Below are 6,089 nucleotides of genomic sequence, written 5' to 3'. Positions count from 1 at the left end.
GCCTCCCCCTTCTAGGGGGAGGCTTGAGACCCGCTTTTTCGGTCAACCGTGCCTCCTATCTGTTGATATCTATTTATCAAAGATTCTATTCGGGCCACAATACTATGGGGGGTGATGGGGGGATGTTTGGGTGGCGAGACTTGTTTAGTGTCCTTTAACCTAAATTTAACTAAGCCGTGGCCTTGGTGGTAAACTTCTACAGTCGAAATTGCGACTTCTTGTGCTTGGCAAATTTCCCCGCGCAAGGGGTGATTTTTAGCCCTTATTTCTACCCATTCCCCCTGTTTAATTGTTGAAATATTCATGTTTTTTTCTAGTTCATGCTTGTTGCTATTTCTTGCTGTCTGAATCTGTCTAAATGTTGGGAAAGTAAGATGTGAATAGTAGTAGTTGAAGTTGAAAAGTTTGTCAATGGTTTGTTGTCGCAAGTTGATAAGACAATTTGCCCAAGAATTTTGCTTATCTGATTTTTAGTATGTATTTCAATTTTTTTATTAAAGTTTTCTTGCCATTGTTGATTGGGCTTTTGTTTAAGCGACCCTAATAACCAGAATATAGCAACTTTTACCGTGCTTTTTTCTATGTTGAATTCAGCAAAAGAAAATGTGGGAATGGGTTGGCCCCTATAGGATACTTTGTGTACTGAATAAAGGTTGGGATTTAAAGCCAAATAATCTAAAACTTTATCCCCTTGATAGTCGGGAAATTGTGAGATTATGTATTGAGTTATTCTTTCATCCCAAAGCATTAGTTCTCCGAATTTAATTTTGGGGTTGTTGAAAATAAAATCTAGCATTTCTTACATCTAAATGAACAATTTATTCCGAATCCTTTACTCTGTCTTTCTATCTGTTTTTTGTGATGGAAGGCAAAAGCTCCAGCGTTGATGTGGTTTATATCTTTCCAAATATCTTCTAGGGATGGTGGTTTTTTATCAAAAAACTTTTGAATTAGAGACCCAAGGTATTTTTCTAAAATTTCTCTATCTTCGTGAGGAATGAAGGTTTCTCCTGTAATAATAGTCCTGGATTTGCCTTTTTCAAAACCTTGGTGCAAATGTAAAAACACAAGAGCTGTAGATGAAAAGCTCTCGTCTGTATTTTTGCCATAACCATCAAAGGGAACTACTGAGTAAAATTGGATTTTTCCTAATTTTTTTTTCGGCATGAAGAACATCTCCGTATACCAGAGAGACTTCTCGGCACATGACTTTGATTAATGTTCTAATCTCAGGACTAAATAGTAGCAGTATGGGTCTTTTCATTTCAAAGGTATAGTTTGTTGACTCACATTGAAGATTAGTGTCTGAGGCAATAGGTAAAAGGGGGTCTTGAATGGTCATTTTTCTTCTCCAATTATGCAGATTACTAATTACTCTTCATAGTTTTTTTGTCCATTTAGTTAGCACAATAATAACTAACGCCCTGGCGACGAACAACAGAGATAACTCCCATCCTTTCTAAATAAATTAAGCTGGAGATTACTAAGGATTTGCTATAAGAAATCTCCTTAGCTATCACATTTAATGTTAAAGGATAGCCAGCAATTCTTAAGTGGTTTAAAACTACAGTCTGAAATTTACTTAGTCTCATAAAATACTCCCCAGGTTATTGCTTCTCAAGGCGTACATTCGCATAGAAACAAAGGTTAAGGGAAATTCATCTTTGTCATCCAACACACTGGAAATTTCAGTTTCTATATGATTGGTAACAATATTGGAAATTATTGATTTATAGATCCCTTTGTTCTTGAAGTTTGACTCTTCTTGTTTGTCAATCAAACTTATTATTCTATGAATGAGATTATAGTCTTCTTGAATTTTAGTCAAAGCAATAACCCGCATTTGATATTCATTAATCTTAACAGTATGTAAACTGTAAAATGTGGGTTTGAATCCTATAAGTTTATAAAGTTTTTCGTTAGTATTAGGAATTGTTCCTGGACGGGATTCATGTCGAAGCAGGTCTAATATTTCTTCGTGCCAGAATACTAATTCGCCTAAATGCTTTATGTCAATTTGTAAGTCTTTAATCTGCATTCTTTTCTCTCGTAGTTAGTCCTGATCGATTATTAAAGCTATTAATATTGGGGCTACCAATAAAATCAATACGAGGGCGTAAAAGTTGATTGCTGTGTTTATTTCCATTATTGATATTCTTTCTTCAATTCCTCTAATACATCGTTAAGTTTGTCTGCTATTTTTATGGCAGTATCAGCAGAATATAGCCTGGTTACTATCGGAGTTGGTGGGTGAATTTCCGATACATTTTTAGAGTAAAAGAACACGGAAAAATGGCTTCTTCCTATTACTTTGAATTTTCCTTTTATATGGCCTTCTATGTTTGTTTCCATAATAAAAATTGCCAATCGCTTGAAAGAGCGATCGGCATTCCTGATAGTTTATTTTTGTTGTTCTCCGTGAGACCTTAACAACGCAATAAAATTGTTTGCCTCTTGCCTGATTTCTTCTTGCTCTTTTTTGAATTGCGCGATAAATTCATCGCTCTCTTGCTTTCGTCGTTGCAGCCGATCATTGTGCTGGCAAGCATACTTAAGAATTTTTTCATCCTGCTTGTCTAACCGGCTGCAAATTCCCCCAATAAATTGCATTGCTCCTTCGTAAGTGACAACTGCTGAGGCTGTATGAGATTTTTCCGGACTAGCCTCTCCACTACCTCCGATTGGCTGATTTTCTCCTTCCTTGCTACATCTCTTATCGCCTGTATACTCGTGGGGGTTAAACTGAAGCCTGTCGAAGTCTTGATTTCCCCATGCACTAGATGATTGCTCTTGTGTCCCATTTTGTTGAACCATAATAACTACATTCTTATAGAATCTTACGGTCATTATTATAGAATATCCTAAAAGAATATTGACAAAAATAAAATATCCTGTAGGATGTGTAAGTATACACAAAAAAACAACCTCTGAAGGACATGGCCTAACGGAGTAGGACAGTTAAGCGTTTTGTGTAGAAGCTGAGTCTATATATCTATGTTTGGGTCAGTAGGGAACTGACCCTTCCCTAGAGATAGTTAATAATTGTTAAGCAATGGAGGAATGCTTAGACGACGATCTCTTAGAAATTAGCAACATTTCTTAGTATTGGTATTGCGAAAAAGTTCAAGTTTAATGGAGGATCGTAGTCTCCTGCAATCCTCCTATTAGTTCCTATCAATTTTTACAGAAGCTAGTTGTGGGGAGCGTTTGGTTATAGCGTTCCCTGCCTTTCTGAAATTATTTGAGGATTTGCATGGAATCAGAAAAAATTGCAGCTTTGTTAAGAGAGCTAAATCAGCACCTTAGCAGAATCGAACAGCACACATTTTGGATTTCTCTTTTGTTAACAATAGCATTCGCTGCTGTTGTTGCCTCATGGGGTTGGATTTGGTTTATTGGTTTAGTTAAAAATGTAAGATGAGCATCAGACTAACTTTAGATGTCCGCATTATTGGGGATAAAACTGATATCGAGAGTTTTATTGCCGGCATGGACAACTGGATGAAGCGCGACGGCTACCGATTAGCCAAACAACCCAGTTATCGGCCTTCCAGAAAAGAACCCACGGATACGATCGCTTACACCGAATGGGTCAAAGACAAAGAATAAATAACTTACAACAGAAGTATTGCAGAGAATGATGAACAAAGAAGATATAGATTATTTGGTGGATGCTTTAGTATCCAAACTGAATGATGGAGATTTCCGGATGGAAGTAGAACTTTCTGACGCCTTTCTTGCACAGGCGATTGGAAAGCACATGACAGAGGCAATGCACAACACTATTATTAGGCCGTGCCACATAATGAATGAAATTTACAAATCTTTAGTTGTTTCTATTTGGCAAAAGGAATCAGACCTTACTCAAGAATAAATTAAACTAATGCTTGAGCGTGCGGTCAAGTTTAGCTATTTAGCCATGTCTGTTTATAGAGATAGAGGTAATTTAAGAGGAGATTGAAAATGCAAACAACATTATTTGACATAGACAGTTTTACCCGCAAGTGTGAGACAAGGTATGTGGAAGAGCGATCGCTAAAACCACTACCTAATATTTACAAAAGAAAGCCACAACCCAAGCAACTAGAGATTTTCCCAAAATTATCCACCCCCCCAAGAGAACCAAGAATTGACAATATAATACCATTCCCTGTCAAAAAAACTATTAAACAAAAACCTATTCAATGGTATCGAAAGTTTTTCTGGCGCAAGCGTATCCCCATTGAGAAAATTAGGGAATGGGGTGGTGGTAGCTGCCGATACAAGCAGACTTATATCAATGCTTATGAATATTTCCGGAATCAAAAGATGGATCGAAAAACGCAGAAAACAGAAACGGAAGATGATTCAAATGGCGATCGAATCAGACAGACGATATCGAGAGAGTTTGAAAAGGAGAAAACGACGACAACGACGACTACAGATCAGGAAGCTCTTCAGGGAACGACAGACTTCGTGCCACCACCAGTCGCACTATTCCCAGAACCTGAAGAGGAACCAGAGTCAGGGGAAATCCCCAAGCCAAACATAAATAAACCGCCAAAACCTATGATTGGAGACACAATTAAGATTGTTTCCGGTGTTGGTTTGGCAGGCGATCGGCACGATAAGTTCTTTGAAGTCTTAGACGTCAATTATTCTGGTGTTTTCTATATGCACGAGGGGAAGCAATATTGGGAGCAAGATACTGGGTATGAAATCTGTGATGATTTCTGGTGATTGCAGGGAGCAGAAGGAAAGAGTTAATAATTTTTGCACATTGAGTCTCTTTATCATTCAAGAGTTCAGAAATACTTATTATGGATGAAAAAATAACTGTTGATGCTAAAAATGTCCTAGCTTTGAGTATTGCTCGTGAATTGTGTGTGGAAGGGTTGTTAGATCCAAATTCAGAGATGGCATACGCAGCAAGAAACTTAAACAAAGAAGAATTTAGGACTTATTTGGCGGTGGCAGTTGATCTGAAAATTAGATTGTTACCAGATGAACGCAAGCAATCAATTATTTTCAAGTTAGCAGTACCAGACAAATAACTATGACAGGAGTGTCTATCAATGAAAAACATTAAAAACTTTCAAAAGTTAATCGATCGCTTTCAAAAATCAACCCCCATTCATATAGAGCTTTACCCATTATAAGTTGTGTTCGTCTGCTTTGCATTGCTATATTGGTTGAGTGTTTATCCAGCTAATCGAACAGCTAGCAAGACCCTTAAAAAGTTACAGCAACTACTCAATCATTATTTCCCCCAGTTGCAAGATTTAATTGATACTGTTTTGATAAATTCTTTGGGTTACAACAAATAAACTAATTTGCCCGCCTGACGACGCATGATTATTGCAGAAACGACTATTAACTAGCCGTTGCGGGTGTTGCCCGACAATTCCTATGGAAAGTGCTTTGTGAGAAAAGTGAGCATATTTGATGCTTTCGTTGCTTTATGAGCATTTCATGGGAAGGATTAACAGAGAGTCGCCTTGAAAGTAAAGTGAGCATTAAAAATGCTTTTAGGAGATTCGTGGGCGACTCTCTTACAACTCAACAGTATTATACATTATGCTTAAGATTTTAGGTGGAGATGTTTGTAAATCTTCTTTAGTCGTTTGGGAGTTATCAAACAATCCTACAGATTTAAAAAGGGAGTTTAGGCAAAATAAACGACCAAAACTCAAAGACCCCCTAACATTTCACTTGAATTCCGAAAGTGTGGAAAAGTTCGTAGGCTTGGCTCGTGGTAGTCAGGGGTTGGTTTTGGAGCCGACGGGGGTAAACTATTCCTATCTTTGGAAAGCGATCGCTTCTCAACACGGAATTGAAGTTCGGTGGGTTTCTCATCCTGAAGTTAAACATTTGCGAAAATCGGAACGGTTGCCTGATAAAAATGACCAGGCCGATGCTTTGGCGTTGGCAACCTATGGGTTTAGGAATTGGGATAATCCAGAAGCTTTTATCTATTTTGATGAGGGTAATTAACAGCTTGACATAATCTATGATTATCTAGTACAATCTATGATTATCTATGTTTGATTTTATGCTACTAGGATTCAAAACTGAGTTACACCCAAATAATCAGCAAAAAACCTTACTAG

The 6,089-nt window shown here is 37.5% G+C and carries 13 protein-coding genes; 6 read left to right on the top strand and 7 right to left on the bottom strand.

The window, feature by feature from the left end:
• Positions 1-11: 11 nt before the first annotated feature.
• The 7 genes from F6K22_RS28270 to F6K22_RS28240 all read right to left on the bottom strand — a co-directional run bounded on the left by F6K22_RS28270 (position 12) and on the right by F6K22_RS28240 (position 2,847).
• Complete coding sequence (locus tag F6K22_RS28270) at positions 12-305, bottom strand: hypothetical protein (RefSeq protein WP_293105760.1); 294 nt, start codon at positions 303-305, stop codon at positions 12-14.
• An 8-nt stretch (positions 306-313) separates the two neighbouring features.
• Positions 314-796, bottom strand: coding sequence for a hypothetical protein (locus tag F6K22_RS28265; RefSeq protein WP_293105757.1), 483 nt, complete (start codon positions 794-796; stop codon positions 314-316).
• Positions 790-1,167, bottom strand: a complete 378-nt coding sequence (locus F6K22_RS28260) for a hypothetical protein (RefSeq protein ID WP_293105753.1) — start codon at positions 1,165-1,167, stop codon at positions 790-792. Before F6K22_RS28260 ends, F6K22_RS28265 begins: the two co-directional genes overlap by 7 nt.
• A gap of 230 nt (positions 1,168-1,397) precedes the next feature.
• Positions 1,398-1,592 carry a hypothetical protein gene (locus F6K22_RS28255; RefSeq protein WP_293105750.1) on the bottom strand — a complete coding sequence of 65 codons (195 nt, stop codon included), beginning with the start codon at positions 1,590-1,592 and terminating at the stop codon, positions 1,398-1,400.
• Positions 1,589-2,038, bottom strand: a complete 450-nt coding sequence (locus tag F6K22_RS28250) for a hypothetical protein (RefSeq protein WP_293105747.1) — start codon at positions 2,036-2,038, stop codon at positions 1,589-1,591. Before F6K22_RS28250 ends, F6K22_RS28255 begins: the two co-directional genes overlap by 4 nt.
• Before the next feature lie 107 nt (positions 2,039-2,145).
• Positions 2,146-2,352: a hypothetical protein gene (locus F6K22_RS28245; protein ID WP_293105744.1), complete on the bottom strand. Its 207-nt coding sequence runs from the start codon at positions 2,350-2,352 to the stop codon at positions 2,146-2,148.
• Between the two features lie 48 nt (positions 2,353-2,400).
• Positions 2,401-2,847, bottom strand: a complete 447-nt coding sequence (locus tag F6K22_RS28240) for a hypothetical protein (protein ID WP_293105741.1) — start codon at positions 2,845-2,847, stop codon at positions 2,401-2,403.
• A gap of 406 nt (positions 2,848-3,253) precedes the next feature.
• Between F6K22_RS28240 and F6K22_RS28235 the strand changes: the two genes are divergently transcribed.
• The 6 genes from F6K22_RS28235 to F6K22_RS28210 all read left to right on the top strand — a co-directional run bounded on the left by F6K22_RS28235 (position 3,254) and on the right by F6K22_RS28210 (position 5,973).
• Positions 3,254-3,421, top strand: coding sequence for a hypothetical protein (locus tag F6K22_RS28235; RefSeq protein ID WP_293105738.1), 168 nt, complete (start codon positions 3,254-3,256; stop codon positions 3,419-3,421).
• Entirely contained in the window at positions 3,418-3,609 is a 192-nt protein-coding gene (locus tag F6K22_RS28230) for a hypothetical protein (RefSeq protein ID WP_293105736.1), read from the top strand. Before F6K22_RS28235 ends, F6K22_RS28230 begins: the two co-directional genes overlap by 4 nt.
• 19 nt (positions 3,610-3,628) lie before the next feature.
• Positions 3,629-3,874, top strand: a complete 246-nt coding sequence (locus F6K22_RS28225; protein WP_293105733.1) for a hypothetical protein — start codon at positions 3,629-3,631, stop codon at positions 3,872-3,874.
• A gap of 89 nt (positions 3,875-3,963) precedes the next feature.
• On the top strand, positions 3,964-4,719 hold the full coding sequence (locus F6K22_RS28220) for a hypothetical protein (RefSeq protein WP_293105731.1): 756 nt from the start codon (positions 3,964-3,966) through the stop codon (positions 4,717-4,719).
• An 80-nt stretch (positions 4,720-4,799) separates the two neighbouring features.
• Complete coding sequence (locus F6K22_RS28215; protein WP_293105728.1) at positions 4,800-5,033, top strand: hypothetical protein; 234 nt, start codon at positions 4,800-4,802, stop codon at positions 5,031-5,033.
• A gap of 523 nt (positions 5,034-5,556) precedes the next feature.
• Positions 5,557-5,973 carry a transposase gene (locus tag F6K22_RS28210; protein WP_293105725.1) on the top strand — a complete coding sequence of 139 codons (417 nt, stop codon included), beginning with the start codon at positions 5,557-5,559 and terminating at the stop codon, positions 5,971-5,973.
• Positions 5,974-6,089 lie beyond the last annotated feature (116 nt).

Source organism: Okeania sp. SIO2F4, assembly GCF_010672385.1.
Taxonomy (GTDB): Bacteria; Cyanobacteriota; Cyanobacteriia; order Cyanobacteriales; family Microcoleaceae; genus Trichodesmium.
This window is presented reverse-complemented; position numbering and strand designations above follow the sequence as displayed.

Excerpts from the sequence above, each read along its gene's own strand:
- F6K22_RS28270 (WP_293105760.1), bottom strand. The coding sequence starts at position 305 with ATGAATATTTCAACAATTAAACAGGGGGAATGGGTAGAAATAAGGGCT.
- F6K22_RS28265 (WP_293105757.1), bottom strand. The coding sequence starts at position 796 with ATGCTAGATTTTATTTTCAACAACCCCAAAATTAAATTCGGAGAACTA.
- F6K22_RS28260 (WP_293105753.1), bottom strand. The coding sequence starts at position 1,167 with ATGCCGAAAAAAAAATTAGGAAAAATCCAATTTTACTCAGTAGTTCCC.
- F6K22_RS28255 (WP_293105750.1), bottom strand. The coding sequence starts at position 1,592 with ATGAGACTAAGTAAATTTCAGACTGTAGTTTTAAACCACTTAAGAATT.
- F6K22_RS28250 (WP_293105747.1), bottom strand. The coding sequence starts at position 2,038 with ATGCAGATTAAAGACTTACAAATTGACATAAAGCATTTAGGCGAATTA.
- F6K22_RS28245 (WP_293105744.1), bottom strand. The coding sequence starts at position 2,352 with ATGGAAACAAACATAGAAGGCCATATAAAAGGAAAATTCAAAGTAATA.
- F6K22_RS28240 (WP_293105741.1), bottom strand. The coding sequence starts at position 2,847 with ATGACCGTAAGATTCTATAAGAATGTAGTTATTATGGTTCAACAAAAT.
- F6K22_RS28235 (WP_293105738.1), top strand. The coding sequence starts at position 3,254 with ATGGAATCAGAAAAAATTGCAGCTTTGTTAAGAGAGCTAAATCAGCAC.
- F6K22_RS28230 (WP_293105736.1), top strand. The coding sequence starts at position 3,418 with ATGAGCATCAGACTAACTTTAGATGTCCGCATTATTGGGGATAAAACT.
- F6K22_RS28220 (WP_293105731.1), top strand. The coding sequence starts at position 3,964 with ATGCAAACAACATTATTTGACATAGACAGTTTTACCCGCAAGTGTGAG.
- F6K22_RS28215 (WP_293105728.1), top strand. The coding sequence starts at position 4,800 with ATGGATGAAAAAATAACTGTTGATGCTAAAAATGTCCTAGCTTTGAGT.
- F6K22_RS28210 (WP_293105725.1), top strand. The coding sequence starts at position 5,557 with ATGCTTAAGATTTTAGGTGGAGATGTTTGTAAATCTTCTTTAGTCGTT.